This is a genomic window from Marinobacter litoralis, from assembly GCF_003336705.1.
GTDB lineage: Bacteria > Pseudomonadota > Gammaproteobacteria > Pseudomonadales > Oleiphilaceae > Marinobacter > Marinobacter litoralis.
This window is the reverse complement of record NZ_QMDL01000004.1, coordinates 131,039-149,695: the sequence shown is the minus strand read 5'-3', so window position 1 is coordinate 149,695 and position 18,657 is coordinate 131,039. Positions and strand designations below refer to the sequence as shown.

Annotated in this window: 16 protein-coding genes and 1 tRNA gene; 11 read left to right on the top strand and 6 right to left on the bottom strand. The window is 53.5% G+C overall.

Annotated elements, in window-relative coordinates:
• The first annotated feature begins 73 nt into the window (after positions 1-73).
• Complete coding sequence (locus DOQ08_RS14180; protein WP_114335646.1) at positions 74-1,357, top strand: M18 family aminopeptidase; 1,284 nt, start codon at positions 74-76, stop codon at positions 1,355-1,357.
• Positions 1,358-1,410: 53 nt separating this feature from the next.
• Here DOQ08_RS14180 and DOQ08_RS14175 read toward each other — a convergent pair.
• Positions 1,411-1,486, bottom strand: a tRNA-Asn gene (locus tag DOQ08_RS14175).
• A 130-nt stretch (positions 1,487-1,616) separates the two neighbouring features.
• Between DOQ08_RS14175 and DOQ08_RS14170 the strand changes: the two genes are divergently transcribed.
• On the top strand, positions 1,617-2,525 hold the full coding sequence (locus DOQ08_RS14170) for a YheT family hydrolase (RefSeq protein ID WP_227537696.1): 909 nt from the start codon (positions 1,617-1,619) through the stop codon (positions 2,523-2,525).
• 192 nt (positions 2,526-2,717) lie between these two features.
• Here DOQ08_RS14170 and DOQ08_RS14165 read toward each other — a convergent pair whose 3' ends face one another.
• The gene (locus tag DOQ08_RS14165; RefSeq protein ID WP_114335645.1) at positions 2,718-3,347 is read right to left on the bottom strand and encodes an arylesterase; all 630 of its coding nucleotides are present in this window, start codon (positions 3,345-3,347) and stop codon (positions 2,718-2,720) included.
• Positions 3,348-3,409: 62 nt separating this feature from the next.
• On the opposite strand from DOQ08_RS14165, the gene DOQ08_RS14160 reads away from it, so the two are divergent.
• Both DOQ08_RS14160 and DOQ08_RS14155 read left to right on the top strand, forming a co-directional pair.
• Positions 3,410-4,129 carry an ABC transporter ATP-binding protein gene (locus tag DOQ08_RS14160; RefSeq protein WP_114335644.1) on the top strand — a complete coding sequence of 240 codons (720 nt, stop codon included), beginning with the start codon at positions 3,410-3,412 and terminating at the stop codon, positions 4,127-4,129.
• Positions 4,129-6,615, top strand: a complete 2,487-nt coding sequence (locus DOQ08_RS14155) for an ABC transporter permease (protein WP_114335643.1) — start codon at positions 4,129-4,131, stop codon at positions 6,613-6,615. Before DOQ08_RS14160 ends, DOQ08_RS14155 begins: the two co-directional genes overlap by 1 nt.
• Before the next feature lie 8 nt (positions 6,616-6,623).
• Here DOQ08_RS14155 and DOQ08_RS14150 read toward each other — a convergent pair whose 3' ends face one another.
• The 4 genes from DOQ08_RS14150 to DOQ08_RS14135 all read right to left on the bottom strand — a co-directional run bounded on the left by DOQ08_RS14150 (position 6,624) and on the right by DOQ08_RS14135 (position 10,755).
• Complete coding sequence (locus DOQ08_RS14150) at positions 6,624-7,406, bottom strand: substrate-binding periplasmic protein (RefSeq protein WP_114335642.1); 783 nt, start codon at positions 7,404-7,406, stop codon at positions 6,624-6,626.
• 173 nt (positions 7,407-7,579) lie between these two features.
• Positions 7,580-8,767 carry an iron-containing alcohol dehydrogenase gene (locus DOQ08_RS14145; RefSeq protein ID WP_114335641.1) on the bottom strand — a complete coding sequence of 396 codons (1,188 nt, stop codon included), beginning with the start codon at positions 8,765-8,767 and terminating at the stop codon, positions 7,580-7,582.
• Positions 8,767-9,312: a hypothetical protein gene (locus DOQ08_RS14140; protein WP_114335640.1), complete on the bottom strand. Its 546-nt coding sequence runs from the start codon at positions 9,310-9,312 to the stop codon at positions 8,767-8,769. The genes DOQ08_RS14145 and DOQ08_RS14140 overlap by 1 nt, the downstream gene beginning before the upstream one ends.
• 165 nt (positions 9,313-9,477) lie before the next feature.
• Positions 9,478-10,755, bottom strand: coding sequence for a M48 family metalloprotease (locus DOQ08_RS14135; RefSeq protein ID WP_114335639.1), 1,278 nt, complete (start codon positions 10,753-10,755; stop codon positions 9,478-9,480).
• Positions 10,756-10,949: 194 nt separating this feature from the next.
• On the opposite strand from DOQ08_RS14135, the gene DOQ08_RS14130 reads away from it, so the two are divergent.
• The 7 genes from DOQ08_RS14130 (at position 10,950) to DOQ08_RS14100 (ending at position 18,640) form a co-directional block, all read left to right on the top strand.
• Entirely contained in the window at positions 10,950-11,690 is a 741-nt protein-coding gene (locus tag DOQ08_RS14130) for a DUF599 domain-containing protein (protein ID WP_114335638.1), read from the top strand.
• Positions 11,691-11,708: 18 nt separating this feature from the next.
• A complete protein-coding gene (locus DOQ08_RS14125) occupies positions 11,709-12,179 on the top strand; it encodes a PaaI family thioesterase (RefSeq protein WP_114335637.1) in 471 nt (156 codons plus the stop codon).
• Positions 12,176-12,610, top strand: coding sequence for a PaaI family thioesterase (locus tag DOQ08_RS14120; RefSeq protein ID WP_114335636.1), 435 nt, complete (start codon positions 12,176-12,178; stop codon positions 12,608-12,610). The genes DOQ08_RS14125 and DOQ08_RS14120 overlap by 4 nt, the downstream gene beginning before the upstream one ends.
• A 371-nt stretch (positions 12,611-12,981) precedes the next feature.
• Positions 12,982-14,874, top strand: a complete 1,893-nt coding sequence (gene htpG / locus DOQ08_RS14115; RefSeq protein WP_114335635.1) for a molecular chaperone HtpG — start codon at positions 12,982-12,984, stop codon at positions 14,872-14,874.
• 12 nt (positions 14,875-14,886) lie between these two features.
• Complete coding sequence (locus tag DOQ08_RS14110) at positions 14,887-15,105, top strand: DUF2835 domain-containing protein (RefSeq protein ID WP_114335634.1); 219 nt, start codon at positions 14,887-14,889, stop codon at positions 15,103-15,105.
• Between the two features lie 249 nt (positions 15,106-15,354).
• Complete coding sequence (gene katG, locus DOQ08_RS14105; protein WP_114335633.1) at positions 15,355-17,526, top strand: catalase/peroxidase HPI; 2,172 nt, start codon at positions 15,355-15,357, stop codon at positions 17,524-17,526.
• 136 nt (positions 17,527-17,662) lie between these two features.
• On the top strand, positions 17,663-18,640 hold the full coding sequence (locus tag DOQ08_RS14100; RefSeq protein ID WP_114335632.1) for a tRNA dihydrouridine synthase: 978 nt from the start codon (positions 17,663-17,665) through the stop codon (positions 18,638-18,640).
• Positions 18,641-18,657: the final 17 nt, after the last annotated feature.

Sequence of the window (18,657 nt, the reverse complement as noted above, 5' to 3'; positions counted from 1 at the left end):
ACCGCCAGCCTGTAGGCGAGGTAGCGGCTTCGTGCCATACTGTAGCCGCCATTATCATGCAATCAGGAAGATCATGGAACACACTGAATTTAATAATGACTTGCTGCAGTTTTTAAACGCATCGCCCACGCCTTGGCATGCGGTGAATACAATGAAAGAACGCCTTGAGGCGTCCGGCTTTGAACGGCTCGATGAGCGGGATGAATGGGCGCTTGAGCAGGGTAAAAGCTATTACGCGATTCGTAACGGCTCGTCCATCATCGCGTTTCGCACCGGGAAGAAAGGCGCTGAAAACTCGGGCATCCGAATGGTAGGCGCGCATACTGATAGCCCGTGCCTGAAAGTAAAGCCGAACCCGGAAGTTCGCCGCAAGGGATATTTCCAGTTGGGTGTTGAAGTCTACGGTGGCGTGTTGCTGAACCCGTGGTTTGACCGGGACCTATCGCTGGCTGGCCGGGTTACTGTGCTTGATGAGCATGGAAAAGTTCAGGATGTCCTCATCGACTTTAAAAAGCCTGTCGCCATCATACCGAGCTTGGCCATTCACCTGGACCGTGAAGCCAACAGCAACCGCTCGGTTAACGCCCAGACCGACCTGCCTCCGCTATTGATGCAGGCATCTGAGACGGAAACGTTCAGCGACTTACTCAAGGAGCAGATCGCCAACGAATCCGGTCTTAAAGCCAGGAAAGTTCTTGGTTACGAACTCAGCTTCTACGATGCTCAAGATGCTGCACTGGTCGGCCTTCGGGAAGACTTCCTGGCCTCTGCTCGCCTGGACAACCTGTTGAGCTGTTACATCGGGCTGCAATCGCTCCTCGACACTTCGGGTGACGAAGCGGCACTGCTGGTGTGCAACGATCACGAAGAAGTCGGCAGTGTGTCTGCAGAGGGCGCGCAAGGGCCGTTCCTGGGAGAAGTGCTGGAGCGCTGGTGTGGCGCTGGCAAGGGCAGGGCGATTGCCCGATCTATGATGATCTCCGCAGACAACGCGCACGGCGTGCACCCGAACTTCATAGACAAGCACGATGAAAACCATGGCCCCATACTGAATCAAGGGCCAGTGATCAAAGTGAACCACAACCAACGTTATGCAACCAACAGCCGCTCAGCGGCGTTGTATCGACACATCAGTGACGAACTTGGATTGCCTCACCAAACCTTCGTGGTACGCAGTGACATGGGGTGCGGAAGCACCATCGGTCCACTGACAGCCGCCAACCTCGGCGTAACCACTCTTGATATTGGTGTGCCACAGTTTGCGATGCATTCGATTCGGGAGCTGATTGGCGTTCAGGATGGCTTCACCCTGTATCAGGTTCTCAAAGAATTTATGCAGCGGGAAGAAATGCTTTGACGTAGAAAGAAAAAAGCCGCTGATTGAAAGAATCAGCGGCTTTTTAAAAGAAGTGGCTCCCCGAGCTGGGCTCGAACCAGCGACAAACGGATTAACAGTCCGTTGCTCTACCAACTGAGCTATCGGGGAACAGCATCAATGTGCGGCGCATATTAAGGACTTTGATTTGGTTCGTCAACCCCCTGAATTAAAAGGTCAAAATTTGCACAGGCGAGTCCAGTATCCGTACCGCCCACCGGTGTGGTTACGTAACGGGCACGTGCAGTCCATCTGGCCCACACTGTTCCGAAACGTCGAGATGCCAGCGCCCCAAACCGAGGTGCTCGCCACCCCGGATAACGACGAACTGCATCTGGACTGGTACCGGCAAAACAGCGACCGGATCGCTGTGATCTCACACGGCTTGGAAGGCCACAGCCGAAGACCCTACGTACTCGGCTTAGCCAAAGCTCTCATGGCCGAAGGCTGGGACGTACTCGCCTGGAACTTCCGCTCATGCGGCGGCAACATGAACCACCAACCCAGGTTCTACCACAGCGGCGCCACAGAAGACCTACACACCGTCGTCACCCGAGCGCTGCGCGACAGCTACAAAAATGTGTTCCTATCCGGCTTCAGCATGGGCGGCAACCTCACCTTGTTGTACCTGGGGCAACAAAGCGAACAACTCGACAGCCGAATCAGCGGTGCCGTGACTTATTCCGTCCCCGTTGACCTCGCCGGCAGCGCCGACATGCTGGCACTGCCCAGTCGCCGGATCTACATGCAAAGATTTCTAAATGACCTGTACGGAAAAATGCAGGAGAAAGCCGAACGCTTCCCCGACTTGATCGACATCAGCGACTTCAAAAACATTCGAAATTTCCATCAATTCGACAACCGATACACCGCACCGTTACACGGCTTCAAAAATGCAAGAGACTACTGGGCCCAATGCTCGGCGTTATCCCGGCTTAACGACATTCGGGTGCCCTCACTGATGGTCAACGCCGCTGACGACCCATTCCTGTCTGCCGCCTGCTACCCGGAATCAAAAAAAGTATTGGGCCGACACGTGAAAGTTGAAGCGCCGCGGTGGGGCGGTCATGTCGGATTTGTCGAACACGCAAAAGATGGTTACTACTGGTCGGAGAGGCGGGTTCTGGATTTCGTTGGAAATTTTGTTTAGTTAGTCTGATTGACGGGCATTTTGGCGCTCCCCCCAAAGTCTGGGGCAAGGGAGTGCGGTAGCTTTTCCTGAAATTTCGAAGGCCAAGGATGGCCTGAGAGAAGCGCACATGGATGTGCTCGTAGCGGTTTCAGGAAAAGCTACCGCACTCCCTTGGCTTTCTCCAAAGCCGGAGAGCCTAGGGTGGGTGATTTACTGAACCAAAGGCTCCAATTGGGGCCAAACATTCTCCAGCAACAAAGGCTGCGCCTCCTCAGTCGGATGAATGCCGTCCCCCTGCATCAACCCCTCTTGATCGTAAATTCCCTCCAAAAAGAACGGAACCAACCCTACGCTATACCGGTCAGACAACGCTGGAAAGATATCCGAAAACATCTGCGTATAACGCTGACCGTAATTCGGTGGAATCTGCATGCCTACAAGAATCGGAGTAGCACCTGCATCCAGCGACAGCTCAATCATCTTGGCCAGATTCGCCTCAATCACATTCGGAGGAAAGCCGCGCAAACCATCGTTACCGCCGAGCTCAATGACAACCACATCCGGCTCATTCTGCTTAAGCAAACGGGGCAACCTGCGCAAACCGCCATCGGTCGTTTCACCGCTGATACTGGCATTAACCACCTGCCATGACAGGCCCTCGCGCTCCAGCCGATCACGCAGCAGAGGCACCCAAGCGGTTTCGGAAGGAACACCGTAAGCGGCACTCAAACTGTCGCCAACAACAAGCACCGTGGATTGATTCGCCAGAGCGGGCCACGAAAGTAAAACCAAAGTGAAGAGAAAAAACGACCGAACAAACGTAAACGCCTTATGAAACATAGATTCGTGTACCCTTAAAATTTAAACCTTAAACGCCAGCGAACGGAGAAATCGTGAACCAAATGACGGACCTGACAAAGAATAACCATCGCCCAATGCTGCGAGTATCCGGATTGACCCACACAGTCAGCCTGGAAACTGACACGCTGACGATCTTGCAGGGGGTTAACCTGGAAATCAATCGGGGTGAATCCGTCGCCATCGTTGGTCGTTCCGGTTCCGGTAAAACCACGCTATTAGGATTGCTCGCCGGACTCGACACCCCAAGTGAAGGTACCGTGGAATTGGATGGGGCCGAGATCAGTAGTCTGACCGAAGACGAGCGCGCCAAACTACGTGCCCGGCGAGTGGGGTTTGTTTTCCAATCCTTTCAGCTACTTCCGGCGCTGAGCGCGTTAGAAAACGTTATGCTACCTCTGGAACTGGCCGGCATAGAAGCACCCCATCAACGTGCTCGTGATTTGCTTGAGCGCGTCGGTTTGGGGGAGCGCCTCAACCATACACCGCGACAGTTATCCGGAGGGGAGCAGCAACGAGTGGCTATTGCTCGTGCATTCGCTTCCGAGCCAAGCATCCTGTTTGCCGATGAGCCCACAGGAAATCTGGATAACCGAACCGGCCAGTCCGTTTCCGATTTGCTGATGGATCTAAACCGGGAGCAGGGCGCCACCTTGGTGATGGTGACCCACGATGAGCGACTGGCCGCACGCTGTAATCGCACCTTCCATATTGAGGCAGGTGTGTTGAGCGAGCCTGATGCGGCTCGGGAGTTAGCTGACTGATGGCTGCCGCAAAGAAACTCATGTCCGTAAGGCGAGACTGGCGCGAGCGAGATGTTCGAGTGGTGCTGGTTGCCTTGATTATTGCTGTGGCGACGGTGGCAACCATCGCGCTGTTTGCCAACCAGCTCCAACGCACACTGGTATCCTCCGCAAGCTCCTTTTTGGCGGCTGATCGCCAGCTCGATGCAGAGAACGGAAAGCCTGTGCCTTCGGGCTGGATAGAAGAAGCACAAAGCCGTGGTTTGGAAACCGGTCAGATGATCAAGTTTTCAACCATGGTGTTCGGCGAAAACGGATTCCAGTTGGTGTCGGTGAAAGCTGTTAGTGATGAGTATCCACTGCGTGGTGACATCGAAGTTCAACCCAACGAAGATGCACCGCGAATAACCGTTGATGCGGGGCCAAGACCCGGAGAGATCTGGATCAATCCGAGGCTGCTCAAATTGTTGGAGCTCGACATTGGCGACACTCTGGAAGTAGGGAATCTTAAACTTACCGTCTCGAACCTGCTGATACGAGAGCCAGATGGCGGTTTCAGGCTGTCCTCATTGGCACCTCGCGTGATGATGCACGCGGACGACGTGGCGGCCACCGGAGTGCTTCAGGAAGGCAGTCGAGTGGGGTTTGTTTACCTGTTTGCTGGCGAAGAGCGTCTGCTGGAAGACTACTATCAATGGCTTGAACCACAACTGGAACCTAGCCATGAATGGGAAGGGGTCAGAGATGGCGAAACCTTTTCGCGATCACTAGAGCGCGCTGAGCGATTTTTGTTGCTGGGTGGCAGCTTGGCCGTATTGCTAGCCGCTGTGGCCGTCGCGGTTGCGAGCCGTCAGTATGCGCTTTCCCAAAGGGATACAGTCGCGCTACTGAAAACTCTCGGGCTCACTGGTGGTGGGATTGGCCGTTTATATCTGCGCCGCCTCGCCTTGTGGGGTGTGGCGGGCATTGTTGGTGGTCTAGCCGTTGCACTGCCCCTGTTTTGGATGCTGGTGCGTATGTTGAGCGACGTGCTGGAACGCCCCATTGATTTCTACTTAGACCCCGCGGCACTCACACCGGCGTTGCTAACTGCGCTGATTTCGTTGTTTGCATTTGCCTACCCACCTATTCGCCGACTTCAAAACGTCCCTGCGATGAGGGTTTTGCGAGCCCAGCCGGGCGAGTCCGGGAGGGACGTGGTCCCGGACCTGGTCATTGCAGTTACTGCGGTTTTTGGCTTGGTGTGGCTGTATGCGGGCGAATTAACCTTGGTCATTTCGCTGCTCGGCGGCTTGGTGCTTCTGCTGACGGTGTTGGCGCTCATAGGCTGGCTGATGGTGTCTTTGCTACGGCGTGTGCGCGGGGGCGGCAATGCATGGCGTTTGGCGCTTGTCGGGCTGTATCGACACCGACAAGCCAGCATGGCGCAAATGGCGGTATTTGCCATGACACTGATGCTGGCGGCTACATTGGTGCTGGTTCGCTCTGCATTGCTGGAGGATTGGCAGGCACAGTTGCCGGAAGATACGCCCAATCACTTTCTGATCAATATTGCACCGAATGATGTTGCCGCTATTGAATCCTTTTGGGCCGAGCGCAGTGTGCATTTGGATACCGTGTACCCGATGGTTCGGGGCCGGCTGACCGAGTTAAACGGTCAGCCCGTTAAAGAAGCGGTAAGCAAAGACGAGCGCATCAATGCCTTGAATCGCGAGTTAAACCTCACGTGGATGGAGCAGCTTCCGGAAGATAATCAGATTCAGGAAGGTGAATGGTTCACTGGTGATAACACAGAAGGCGTTTCGGTAGAGGCAGAGTTGGCCGGCAAACTGGGCTTGAAGCTGGGGGATCAATTAACGTTCACCATCGGCTCTGAAAAAATCACGGAGCCGGTTGCCAGCATTCGAAGCGTGAAATGGGACAGTATGAAACCCAACTTCTATATGGCGTTTCCACCTGGTGGCGGAATGACTGAAATGCCGGCGACCTGGATCACCAGTTTTCACCTTGATGAGAACGACAAACTGTTGCTGAACGAGTTCTCCCGGCAGTACCCAACGGTTTCTGTCCTGGAGATTGATCACATCATCAAGCGCATTCAGGAAATCGTTCAGCAGGTGACGCAAGCCATTGAAGCCATTCTGGCTTTGATTCTTGCGGCGGCGCTTGTGGTGATGGCTGCGGTGGTGAGCGCTACTTTGCGGGACAGGCAGCGGGAAGGCGCATTGCTGCGAACGCTGGGAGGCCAGCAGTCATTGTTAGTGCGAAGCACTATGCTGGAGTTTGCGTTACTGGGATTTTTTGCCGGGGTGCTTGGCGTGCTAGCGGCTGAAGCAGCGGTTTATGCTTTGCAGGCTCGGGCTTTTGAAGGCGAATTTCGCTGGCACTGGCAAGTGGTGTTATCGGTTCCACTGATCAGCGCCTTTTTGCTGGCTCTGTTCGGGCGCTGGCAGCTAAGGCCGGTACTGAGCGTTTCCCCAATGTTGCTGCTGCGCAGGTTGGAGTAACTCCGGATTTAACGGTAATTCGCGAGGATGGCATCCAGTTCGCCATTCTCGCGCATGGCCGCCAATTCACGATTAAAACCTTGTGCGAACTCCGCCCAATCCTTTCGAAGCATGAGGCGGTAACCATACTGACTGATATTTCCAGTAGACGACCGAAACTGATTAGTAAGCCCTTCATTGCGAAGAATCCACTGTCCCACCAAGCGGTCAGCCAAGGCGGCATCAAAGCGATCGCCCAGCAAGACATAACGAAACAGATCTTTGTCGCTGGACACATTGAAGCGTTTGATTTTTCCCTGCTCGAAATAGGGGGCAAGACTCGGGTACTTGTATCCTAAATGGGCAACGACGGTATGTCCGAAAAGGTCAGAGGGGTGAGAGTAATCGGTTGCGGATTCACGATTGAAAAACAACACTTCTTCGACATTTACGACCGCTTGTGTGAATAGATAGTTCTCTGGTTTTTCGGTCCATTCAATGGCTCGAAACGTGCCGTCGATGTAGCCATCAAGCAGCATGTTATCAACCCGTTTTCGTGGGATTTTTCTGGGGATCAGTTCGTATCCCAAACGGGGCGCTATTGTAGTCATTACGTCCCACAAAATGCCGGATGGTGTCTCTCCTTCGACAATCAGGTAGGGCGGGTAGCCATGGGGGGAAATGTTCAGGCGAAGTGATTTGCCGGTGTCTTGCGTATCGGCCGAGGCGTTAGCCGATATGATTGCGCAAAACAGTGCGAAAGGGAGCAATCTAAGGTAATGGTCTAAGCGCTTAAAGCATCGACGAATCATGGCAACACACCCACGCAGCTGGGAGAACGAAATCTGACTAAAGTGCCTCCAGCCGTATCGTTGCTAGAATGCTAACGGAATAATACCTCTTTAAGAGTGCGGGTGAAATCTTAGTTGTGTAGCGAAATGCTACCCGATTGTCGGCGGGCAGCATTTCGTACCAAAGTGATTTGTCAGACCCAGGCGCGTCTCAAAATCGTCATTGCGTCTTCAAGCGAGACTTCCCTTGGGTTGAACATGATGGAACCGTCGTCCAATGCCATTTTAGCGATGGCTTCCAGCTGGCTTTCAAGAACCTTGCCGGTTTCTTTCAGCGTTCGTGGAAGTTTGCAGCGTTTGTAGAGTTCGTCACGAAGTTTGCGAATGGATGAAATGCTTGCTTCCGCTCGGCGAGCGGCTGGAGTTGCAGAATACACCTCCGGACCTTCAAGGTGCAGGAGCAGATCGCTTAAGGGTTCGCGAATACTTTCCAGGTTGAATTCCAGCACGTAAGGCAAATACAGGCTCATGCACAGGCCGTGTGGCAGGTGGCAAATGGCGCCCGTAGCGTGTCCCAGAGAGTGGACAAGACCAACCATGGAATTGGAAAATGCAATGCCTGCCATGGTGGAGGCCTGGGCCAATTCCAAGCGGCCGTCTTCGTCTTTAGGTTTGTCCATCACCTTCAGCAGTGACTGGCTGACTTTTCTCACCGCGGCGGTCGCGTAAGCGTCGCTCAGAGGGTTCTTCGCCATGCAGGTAAAGGCCTCGGTGGCGTGAGTAAGCGCGTCCATGGCCGTGGCGGCGGTAATGTGCGGAGGCAGTGTAAGCGTCATCCGAGGGTCGATAACGGCAGCGTTGGGAAGCAAAAATGGCGATGAATAGGGCAGTTTTACGCCTTTTTTCGCATCGGTAATGACCGCAACGGACGTTACTTCGGAGCCGGTACCCGCTGTAGTTGGCACCACAAAGAACGGTTTTAACGCTTTTTTCAGTATGCCCGCACCACTGTACTCAGCGATGTCATCACCGCCTTCGGAAACGAGGATGTTGACGGCTTTGCCGGTGTCGATGGCTGAGCCGCCGCCAACAGCAATGATCGAATCGCATTTTTCTTTACGGTATACCTTGGCGATAGCGCCAACGACGGTTGTGGATGAGTCTGGCGGCACGTCGTCGTAAATTGAAACAATGTCTAAACCGCTGTCTTCGCAGGCAGCAATCACAGGGTCCAGAAGGCCTGCAGCGCGCACCCCTTTGTCTGTAATTATCATCGGACGCTTGGCCGCGAGGCTGGTCAACTCGAAAGGGATGTGCTCTAAAGCGGCTTTGCCTGCAATGACTTTAACCGGGCAGAAGAACTCGTAGTATTTGTTGGTCATTATGCTCTCACTGTCTCGACAAGGTTGGTGGCAACTTTCAGATAAATGCGTGCAGCATTCAGCAATTTATTCGGGAGGTTGAGGGTTGCCGGGTACTCTTTTACAGCACGTTCGGCAACCAGCTTAGGCAGTATGAACGCCTCTAAACGATTGAGAACACGGGTCATTTTGATCGCCAAGCTTACGTCGCCATCAACCAACATGCGGTCGTGCGCAAACGCCACGGCGGTCTTTTCCTGAAACGACATCACCAGAAATGCATGAGCCATGTGTTTGAATTGAATCGACAAATCAACTGGCCGTGACGCTTCGTCACCTAGATACTGAAGGCGACCATCACCGGTGTGTTCCACGATCAGCTTCGGGCCGGCAGGCATGACCTGCATCTCAAAAAGAAATCCAACAGGGAGGAAGCGGGTTTCTTCGCGAGCGGTTTCGTCTACTTCGGTAATGGCTTGCAAAGCGCGCCCCATGACTTGAAACATCAAGTCGACGTAGGCTCGCCTCGCCTGAAATGCGATCGGTTGCAGTCGTTTAGAGAGCATGTTTTTCATCCGATTGTTATTGAGTTATCTGATTTTTAGAGTTATTGCTCTAGAAGTCAATGTAATCATTGACACGGTAGTGGCGTCAAACGGGCAATGTTTCCGGGCATAAAAAAACCGGAAGTGGTTAACTTCCGGTTTTTATTTGGAAATTTCGATGTGCTTTTAGTTTGTCATGGCCGCCAGTTTGCGTTTGGCCTCTTCACCAATCTCGCCGCCGGCCTCCGCTGCCGCGGAATAATAGCTTATGGCTTCATCCCTGCGACCCTGTTCTCTGGAAATATCGCCAAGACGTAGATAAGCAATGGAGGTTGGCACTACTTCATTTGCTCGTTCCAAATGACCTTTGGCTTTGGATAAATTGTTCAGAGCCAGCTCGTTCAATCCATTGTGGAGTTGGTATTGGAACATCTCAGGGTACAGCGAAACGGCCTTATCAAAGTCTTCACGGGCCTTTTCGAGCTGATTCTGGTTTTTATAGATCCGACCACGTAACGCAAAGAACATTGCCTCGCGGGGTTCTATTTTGATGGCCTTGTTGATGGAGGACAAAGCCCCGGAAAAATCGCCTTCCGACGCCAGTTTCATGGCGTTGTCATGAGCCTCGTAAGCCGGTTGAAGCTTTTTGATCATGGCGATTCGGCGCTGGTAAATGTCGGTACCCCGGTAGCCACCCGCGCCGATTTTCTGGACCAGTTCCTGATTGGCCTGCACTCGCTTTGCGGAAGGCGGGTGGCTGGCAAACAGGCCGTTTAACCAGCTCGACTGATTGCCTTCCGACAAGGACAAGAACAGCTGTTGCAGTTCAACTGCCGCTTGCGGGTCGTACCCTGCGGCTTTCATATACTTGATGCCGTAGGCATCGGACTCCAGTTCATCCCCTTGGCCATACTGTGCCAATGCCAGTTGTGCGCCTACAGCCGCGCCCCCCATAATCAGGCCGGCCCACTCGTTATCGGACATGACCATACCAATGCCAGCCATGCCCAGGCTGATGAGTGTGCCTTTCTGCATACGCTGCACGCTATGGCGAGCGGCTGCGTGAACAATTTCGTGGCCCAGTACGGATGCCAGTTGAGCCTCGTCATCAAGTTTGGCCAGCAAACCTCGGTTAATGGCAATTTTTCCGCCCGGAAGTGCCCAGGCATTGGGTACGCTGCTATTTAGCACAACGAACTCGTAGGGTAGGTCAGGGCGGTCGCTCACTTGTGCCATTTTTTGGCCGACTTCCCGAACGTATACGGTCAGTTCAGGGTCAAGATAAAACTTGCCGCCTTGTGTTTGTTGGGTCGGCACGTATTGCTCGGCCCCTAATGATAACTCTTGGCTTTCGGGGATCAGCGACAGCTGGCGTTCACCGGTAACCGGATTGACGGCGCATCCGCTAAGGGCCGATAGAATGGCCAGAATAATGAGCAGACCGAGCAGGTTTCCTGTTTTCACGCATGGCTCCTTCACGTTGCGTCTAGATGTTCGTTCCGTACAGAAAACGGCTATTAAGACCGAAGTTTATAGCATAATCGCGGCAGTATGCCGCATTGACGTTCGCTGTAAAGTGGCTCAGCAGGCTCGCTTACCGTATTATATGTAAGTCTTCTAACCGCATTTTTATTGGCCTGGATGCAGATAATTAGCCGATGACACACTACCTAGACATTCTGGCTTTGCTCTGGTTCCTTGTTTGCTGGGGTGGCTATACCTGGTACTCAAAAAAGCGGGCCCGTAATCATCCGTGTTTGTCGAACAGTCTCGATATGTATCGGGAGGATTGGATGCGGGTGATGCTGAAGCGTGAAAACCGCATTGCGGATACATCTGCGGTAGGTAATCTTGAGCGAAACGGAGCCTTCTTTGCATCCAGTTGTCTTTTGATTTTGGCGGGACTGCTGACGGCGTTGGGTTATACTAGCGAGGCAATGGAAGTGTTTGCCACCATGCCGTTCAGCTTCGCACCCACTCGTGAAGTGTGGGAGTTAAGACTTGTTGTGCTGCTGGTCGTGTTTGTCTATGCCTTTTTTAAATTCACATGGGCCATGAGGATGTACAACTTCGTGGCGGTGATGATAGGCAGCGCCCCTCTGGCTAATGACAGTAAAACCAGCCCGGCTGCGCGGGAAACCTTCGCTCGAAATGCCGGGCACATCTGTAATTTGGCGGGCGATGCCTTCAACCTGGGGCTTCGATCTTATTATTACGCGCTCGCCGTCATTGTTGGCTTCATTCACCCTTTGGTGTTTATTGCAGCTTCAACTTTGGTGGTGATCGTACTGTATCGCCGCGAATTCCATTCCGATGCTCTATGCGCTCTGCGAGACGGCAAGGTGTTCTGCGAGGCCAAGTCTACGCCGCAGAACGCGACTGAAAAACTGAAAAACTGATCTGCTGGACCTTCCTGAATGAATGATGAAACCCGAATCGACCGGGTCACCCGGTTTCTTAGTACGTTAAACCAGGCGAAAGCTTTGGGCCTGGCGCCGAAAGAAGTGGGTGACGGATACTTGGTAATGGAACTGCCATACAGCGACGAAATCATTGGCAACCCGGATACCGGTGTGATTCATGGTGGTGCGATCACCACGTTGATGGATACTACGTCAGGGTCGGTCATGATTTGCGCGTTGGATGAATTCGAGCTGTGCCCGACGCTGGATTTGCGCGTTGACTACATGCGCCCGGCTGAGCCAAGGAAACCTGTATTTGCGCGTGCAGAAACCTACAAGGTGACCCGGCATATTATCTTTACCCGCTGTGTTGCGTACCAGGAGGGTGGGGAGATTATTGCCAACTGTGTGGGCACGTTTATGCGTATTGGTAAGGAAGCCAGCCCGAAGTGCTATCGAGATCTGATTACCGGAGGTGTGGAATGACCAGTCCGGAAATTTTGAAGTACACCCAGCAAACGGGTGACTTTTCCCGAATGCTGGATAGCATTCCTTACGCAAAGTGGATTGGCTTGCAGTGTGATCGTTTCGGGGATGATTTGATTTTCCGCCTGCCGGTGAAGGAAGCGAACCTCGGCAACCCGATTTTGCCAGCTATTCATGGCGGCGTGATTGGTGGTTTCATGGAGATGTCGGCCGCGATTTACCTGATGATGTCCCAAGACACGCTGCGCATGCCGAGAATTGTCGACTTTTCGTTGGATTATCTGCGTGCCGGTCTGAATCGCGAGACCTACGCTGAATGCCATTTGACTCGTCAGGGGAATAGAGTGGCAAATGTGATGATCACCGCTTGGCAAAAGTCCCGCTCCCAGCCCATTGCCACCGCACGGGCTCACTTCCTGCTCGAAGACTGATTTTGCTTTTGCCGGGGTTGAAATGCCCCGGCTGAGCCCCATCTTTGGTTTCAGCACTCTAGCAGCGGAGTAAGCAAGCGGCCGGTATGGCTTTCTGAAACACGCCTCGAGACGTCCCTGTTCGGCTCGGGCTCCGCCATCCATGGCTCCGCACGGTTCCAGAAAGCCATACCGGCCGCTTGCCCAGACTTTGTGCTGTAACGGAACCCAATTCCATAGTTGGGTGGCGTGGTCAGCTAGTGCTTTCCAAAACCTTGCGTAGCCATGGATGGCGAAGCAGAGCGTACATGGACGTATCCACAGCGTGTTTTGGAAAGCACTAGCTGACCATGCCATTCCTCCTAAGTAACGAGCAGGAGACGATAAAAACCATGACGGTAGAAACCAATAAAGAGACCCTAGGATTCCAGACTGAAGTGAAGCAGCTGCTTCAGCTGATGATCCATTCTCTGTATTCCAACAAGGAAATCTTCCTTCGTGAGCTAATTTCCAACGCATCAGACGCCGAAGATAAACTGCGCTTCGCCGCCCTGAAAGATGATGCGTTGTTTGAAGGTGATTCGGATCTGAAAATCCGCCTGGATTACGACAAAGATGCCGGCACCATCACCCTGACCGATAACGGCATCGGCATGAACCGCGATGACGTGGTTGCCAACCTGGGTACCATCGCGCGTTCTGGCACAGCTGAATTCCTCAAGCAGCTGTCTGGTGATGAGAAGAAAGACAGCAAGCTGATTGGTCAGTTTGGTGTGGGCTTCTACTCCGCATTTATCGTTGCTGACAAAGTTGACGTGTTCACCCGCCGTGCGGGCACCCCGGTTGAAGAAGGCGTGCATTGGTCCTCCAAGGGCGATGGTGAGTTCACAATCGAACAGGTTAGCCGTGACAAGCGCGGTACCGAGATTGTGTTGCACCTGAAGCCCGATGCCACCGAATTCGCCGATGGCTGGAAGCTGCGTACTCTGGTGAAGAAGTACTCCGATCACATCTCCTTCCCGGTTGTTATGAAATCCGAGAGTGAGGAAGAGGACAAGAAGGGCGAAGACGAAACCATCAACGATGCGACCGCTCTGTGGACTCTGCCGCGTACCGAGATCAAAGACGACGAGTATAAAGAGTTCTATAAGCACATCGCCCACGACTTTGAAGACCCGCTGACCTGGTCGCACAACAAAGTGGAAGGTAAGCTGGACTACACCAGCCTGCTGTATATTCCCAAACGTGCGCCGTTTGATTTGTACAACCGTGAAGCGCCGCGTGGTCTGAAACTCTATGTTCAGCGTGTGTTCATCATGGACGACGCCGAGCAGTTCCTGCCGTTGTACCTGCGCTTCACCAAAGGTGTGATCGACTCCAACGACCTGTCTCTGAACGTGTCTCGTGAGATTCTGCAGAACGACAGCACCGTGGAAAGTATTCGTACCGCCATGACCAAGCGTGTACTGGACATGCTGTCTAAGCTGGCTAAGAAGGATGCTGACGAATACCAGAAGTTCTGGAATGAGTTCGGAGCGGTTCTGAAAGAAGGTCCGGCTGAAGACTTCAGCAATAAAGAAAAGATTGCTGGCCTGCTGCGTTTTGCTTCGACCCATACCGGTGAAGCCACCCAGAACGTGTCTCTGGATGACTACATCAGCCGAATGAAAGAAGGTCAGAAGAAGATCTACTACATCACCGCTGATAACTTCGTGGCCGCCAAGAGCAGCCCGCATCTTGAAGTCTTCCGCAAGAAGGGCATTGAGGTATTGATCCTGTCTGATCGTATCGACGAGTGGATGATGGGTTACCTCAACGAATACGACAGCAAGCAGTTCCAGGACGTTGCTCGGGGTGATCTCGACTTGGGTGAAGTAGAAACCGAGGAAGATAAGAAGCAACAGGAAGAAGCGGCGAAAGAGCACAAAGAGCTGACGGAGCGCATCAAGAAGGCTCTGGAAGACAGTGTTCAGGAAGTGCGGGTAACCAATCGCCTGACAGACTCCCCGGCTTGCCTGGTGACCGGTGAGTTCGACATGGGCGCCCAGATGAAGAAGATCATGGAAGCAGCTGGCCAGACGGTGCCGGACAGCAAGCCGATCTTTGAAATCAACGTGGATCACCCGCTGGTTCAGCGTTTGGAAAGTGAGCAGGGCGAAGAGCGCTTCGCCGAACTATCGGCCGTATTGTTCGATCAGGCCACGTTGGCCAGCGGCGAGCAGCTGAAAGATCCCGGGTCTTACGTCAGCCGCTTGAACCGTTTGCTGCTTGAATTGGCTAACTGAGTTAGTAGCTGAATGCAGCAAATTATTGTGGACATTGCCATCAGCCCTGAGGAATGGATTAAGTTCTATGAGGGCGTAGCCTCCGATGTTCACACCACGAGCCGGGACGGACGCACCGTCCGTTTCCCGGCGCGTATTCTCTCCAAGTTCTACCTTCATGACGGCGTACGAGGCAGTTTTCGTATTCTGTTTGACGACTCCGGAAAATTCTCCTCTATTGAAAGGCTCTGATGCGATTCGTCTGACTGCCACCCTTCGATTAATAAAATCTTTCATCAGCCTGACTTTAATTAATTATCTCTTTATTTCTCGTGAATGTAATCTGGTCTCATCTAAATCAGATGCGAAAGGATGATGCTATGTCAGCACCTAAGGACTGTAAGTCTCGTATATGGAGTGATGTCTCCCAAATCTTGTTTGATTACTGGGAGAACTTTGCGATGGCGCATTTCACGAAACACTGAAGAGTAGGAGAAGTCTATGTCGCACAATAACCCAAGTGCCAAGTGCCCGGTGATGCACGGGGCGAATTCGACCACGAGTCGTAACGTGACGGACTGGTGGCCAGAAGGATTGAATCTGGACATTTTGCACCAGCATGATCAAAAAACGAATCCGATGGGTGACGATTTTGATTATCGGGAAGAGGTAAAAACACTCGATTTCGAAGGCATCAAGAACGATCTGCACGACCTGATGACGCAAAGCCAGGACTGGTGGCCGGCGGATTGGGGGCACTACGGCGGCTTGATGATTCGCATGTCGTGGCACGCAGCAGGAACCTACCGCCTGGCTGATGGCCGGGGTGGTGCGAGCAGCGGTAACCAACGCTTTGCCCCCTTAAGTTCCTGGCCGGATAACGTCAGTCTGGATAAGGCCCGCCGGTTGCTGTGGCCGATCAAGAAGAAGTATGGCAATAAAATCAGTTGGGCCGATTTATTGGTGCTTGCAGGTACCGTCGCTTATGAATCGATGGGCCTGCCGTCTTACGGCTTCTCCTTTGGCCGTGAAGATATTTGGCACCCTGAAAAAGACGTCTATTGGGGCTCCGAGAAAGAGTGGTTGGCGCCGTCCGACGAGCGTTATGACGATATCAGCAAGCCTGACACCATGGAAAACCCCTTGGCGGCAGTTCAAATGGGGCTGATTTATGTCAATCCCGAGGGTGTAAACGGACAACCAGACCCGTTGAAGACCGGCGAACAAGTGCGTGAAACCTTTGCCCGGATGGCGATGAACGATGAGGAAACCGCCGCTTTGACGGCTGGTGGGCATACCGTTGGTAAATGCCACGGTAATGGTGATGCGTCGGTGTTGGGGGCTGATCCCGAGGCGGCCGACCTGGAGCACCAAGGCCTTGGCTGGCATAACCCGAACATGAACGGGTTGGCGAGTCGTGCGGTCAGCTCGGGTATTGAGGGCGCCTGGACCACGAACCCGACCCAGTTTGATATGGGTTACTTCGAGCTTCTGTTTGGCTATGAGTGGGAGCTAAAAAAGAGCCCGGCAGGTGCCTGGCAGTGGGAACCGATCGACATTAAGGAGGAAGATAAGCCGCGGGATGCCAGTGATCCGTCGGTGCGCCACAATCCGATTATGACTGATGCGGATATGGCGATGAAAATGGACCCTAAATATCGCGCCATTTGTGAGAAGTTTATGGCCGATCCCGAGTATTTTCGGGATACCTTTGCGAGGGCTTGGTTTAAATTGACGCATCGCGATTTAGGACCGAAAACTCGCTATATTGGCCCGGATGTGCCCGCTGAAGAGCTGATTTGGCAGGATCCGGTTCCTGCTGGAAACCTGGATTACAGCGAAGAAGTCGTAAAGCAGCAGATAGCCGCAAGCGGTTTGAGCATTAGCGAAATGGTCAGCACCGCATGGGACAGCGCCCGTACCTTCCGAGGCTCTGACTTACGCGGCGGTGCGAATGGGGCGCGGATTCGTTGGGCACCTCAGAACCGTTGGGAGGGCAACGAGCCGGCTCGGCTGGCGAAAGTCCTCGCCGTGTACGAGCGGATTTCTGCGGATACCGGCGCCAGCGTGGCCGATGTGATTGTGCTTGGTGGCAGTGTTGGCATTGAGCAGGCGGCCAAAGCCGGGGGCTACACGGTACGAGTTCCATTCCTGAAAGGGCGAGGCGACGCAACGGATGAAATGACCGACGCAGAGTCTTTTGAACCATTGGAGCCGGTGGCTGATGCATTCCGGAACTGGTTGAAGAAAGATTATGTGGTCAAGCCGGAGGAGCTGATGCTCGATCGCGCTCAACTGCTCGGCCTGACGGCACCAGAGATGACGGTGCTGATTGGCGGGATGCGTATGCTTGGCACTAACTACGGCGATAGTGGTGCAGGCGTATTCACCGACCGCGTCGGGGTATTGAGCAACGACTTTTTCGTTAATCTGACTGACATGGGAAACACCTGGAAATCGGTAGGCAGCAATCTCTATGAGATTCGCGACCGTAAATCGGGTGAACTGAAGTGGACGGCGACCCGCGTCGATCTGGTGTTCGGTTCTCATTCAATCCTGCGCTCGTACTCCGAAGTGTATGCTCAGGACGACAATCAGCAGAAGTTTGTAAATGATTTTGTCAGAGCGTGGGCCAAGGTAATGAATGCTGATCGTTTTGATCTGCAAAAATAAACCAGCACAAATCGGCAGGATGCTCCGATAGGGGAGTATCCTGCTATCAACTTTCCGGTAAATTCCTTACAATCCTCCTCCGCTTGATTTTTGATCAGCCTCACTCTGAATATTCTGTTATTGCTCTGGAGTTTTCATGCGAATCATCCTTGCCCCGATGGAAGGGCTGGTCGATGCACCCATCCGCGAAACCCTGACCAAGGTCGGTGGTATTGACCGGTGTGTTACCGAATTTGTTCGTGTGACGCAGGGCATGTTGCCACCCCGTATTTTTTACAAATACGCTCCGGAACTGCATAACCAATCCCTGACTCAGGCTGGTGTTCCGGTAGCGGTTCAGCTATTGGGGTCAGACCCCGAAATGATGGGGCGACACGGTGCGAAAGCTGCTGAGTTGGGGGCGACACAGGTTGATATAAACTTCGGTTGCCCCGCGAAAACCGTGAATCGGCACAAAGGCGGCTGTGTGCTGATGCGTGAGCCGGAGCTGATGTACGAGATTGCCGCTGGCGTTCGTAAAGCCGTTCCTGCCGATATTCCCGTTACCGCCAAGATGCGCTTGGGGTACGACGACCGGTCCATGGGGGTTGCCTGCGGGCAAGCTCTGGAGGCTGCCGGCGCATCGGAAATCGTCATTCATGCCCGTAGCAAGGTGGACGGTTATAAACCACCGGCCTACTGGGAAGAGATTGCCAAGGTGCGAGAAGCGGTCAACAGTCACGTAATTGCCAACGGTGAAATCTGGACGGTTGATGACTACTGGCGCTGCCGGGAAGTTTCGGGTTGTGACGATGTGATGATTGGTCGGGGCTTGATCGCGCGCCCAGATCTGGCGGCTCAGATTAAAGCTTCCCAGCGCGGAGAATCGTTGGAGCCAATGACTTGGCCAGAAGCGGTGGCGTTGGTTCGCGAATACGCGGCGGCCTTGCAGACCCGACTAGAAGACCGGTTTGTAACCGGGCGCATAAAGCAGTGGCTTAACTTCCTCAGACAAGGCTTCCCGGAAGCAGAACTGCTGTGGCCAGAGGCGCGCAAACTGCGCGATGTGGCACCGATGCTGGCCTGCCTCAGTCAGGTGGCCGCCACGCCCGTCAGCGACACAGAGGCTGCCTGAGAGTTCATGTCGGTGTT